The organism is Azonexus sp. (assembly GCF_036170495.1).
Taxonomy (GTDB): Bacteria; Pseudomonadota; Gammaproteobacteria; order Burkholderiales; family Rhodocyclaceae; genus Azonexus.
The window spans coordinates 1-1622 of sequence record NZ_JAVHPH010000458.1; the positions used below are offsets into that span (position 1 = coordinate 1).

The 1622-nt window shown below is 60.9% G+C and carries 2 protein-coding genes; both read right to left on the reverse strand.

The features are described 5' to 3' along the window. Nucleotides 1-34 precede the first annotated feature (34 nt). Nucleotides 35-1126, reverse strand: coding sequence for a redox-regulated ATPase YchF (ychF, locus tag ADADOO_RS16480; protein WP_511278599.1), 1092 nt, complete (start codon nt 1124-1126; stop codon nt 35-37). 23 nt (nt 1127-1149) lie between these two features. Beyond that, nucleotides 1150-1622: aminoacyl-tRNA hydrolase (pth, locus tag ADADOO_RS16485; protein WP_511278600.1), on the reverse strand; the 473-nt coding region annotated here is incomplete at its 5' end.

Below are 1622 nucleotides of genomic sequence, written 5' to 3' on the forward strand. Positions count from 1 at the left end.
ACCTTGTGAAATCTCTTGAAATGGCTTTGCTGACTCAGACGTTGAACAGGAAATTCAGTACGTCGCCATCCTTGACGATGTACTCCTTACCTTCGGCGCGCATCTTGCCGGCTTCCTTGGCGCCGGCCTCGCCCTTGTAGGCAATGAAATCATCGAAGGCGATAGTCTGGGCGCGGATGAAGCCGCGCTCGAAGTCGGTGTGGATGACGCCGGCCGCCTGCGGTGCGGTGTCGCCCTGATGGATGGTCCACGCGCGGACTTCCTTGACGCCGGCGGTGAAGTAGGTGGCCAGACCGAGCAGCTTGTAGCCGGCGTGGATCAGACGGTCGAGGCCCGGTTCTTCGAGGCCGAGGTCGGCCAGGAACATCTGCTTTTCCTCGTCGTCGAGGTCGGCGATTTCGGCTTCGATGGCGGCGCAGACCGAAACCACTTGGGCCTTTTCGGTCGCCGCATGGGCGCGCACGGCGTCGAGCAGCGGGTTGTTCTCGAAACCGTTTTCGGAAACGTTGGCGACGTAGAGCACCGGCTTGGCGGTGATCAGGCAGAAAGGCTTGAGCAGCGCCAGTTCTTCCTTGGAAAAGTCTAGGCTGCGCACGGCCTTGGCCTGATCGAGCTGGGCAAAGCATTTTTCCAGCACGGCGACCAGGATCTTCGCTTCCTTGTCGCCGGAACTGGCCGGACGACGGTAGCGGTTGAGGGCTTTTTCAACGGTGGCCATGTCGGCCAGGGCGAGTTCGGTATCGATGACTTCGATGTCGCGGATCGGATCGACACCACCCGAAACGTGGATCACGTTGTCGTCAGCAAAGCAGCGCACGACGTGCACGATGGCATCGGTTTCGCGGATATTGGCGAGGAACTGGTTACCCAGGCCTTCGCCCTTGGAGGCACCGGCGACCAGCCCGGCAATATCGACGAATTCGACGATGGCGTACTGCATGCGCTGCGGCTTGACGATCTCGGCCAGCTGGTCCATGCGTTTGTCGGGCACTTCGACGATGCCGACATTCGGCTCGATGGTGCAGAAAGGATAATTTTCCGCCGCGATGCCCGACTTGGTCAGGGCGTTGAACAGGGTGGATTTGCCGACGTTAGGCAGGCCGACGATGCCGCATTTCAAAGACATGGATTTTCCTAAAGTTTAGCCAACTAAACGGCTTTGCCGTGCAACTGTTGCTGGGCGCCGGCAAAATCTCCGGCGGCGAGTTTGGGCCAGGCCAGCAGGCAGCGGGCGAGGGCGTGTTCAATATCCGGCAGTTCTTCCTTGCGCGGCTGGTGCAACACGAAATCAACCACTTCCTGGGACAGACCGAGCGTGCGCGGGTGGCCGATGCCGAGGCGCAGTCGCCAGAAATCCGGTGTGCCGAGCCGTGCCTGAATGTCTTTCAGCCCATTGTGGCCACCGTTGCCGCCGCCCTGCTTGAGGCGGATGCCGCCGGGTGGCAGGTCGAGGTCGTCGTGGATAACGAGGATCTCTGCCGGGGGGATCTTGTAGAAATTGGCTAGCGCCGCGACCGCCTGACCGGAACGGTTCATGAAGGTGCTTGGCTGCAGCAGCCAGGTTTCACCGATGCGCGCCGCCTTGCCGAAAAACTTGGCCTGTGGGGCGAGCGATGCCTTCA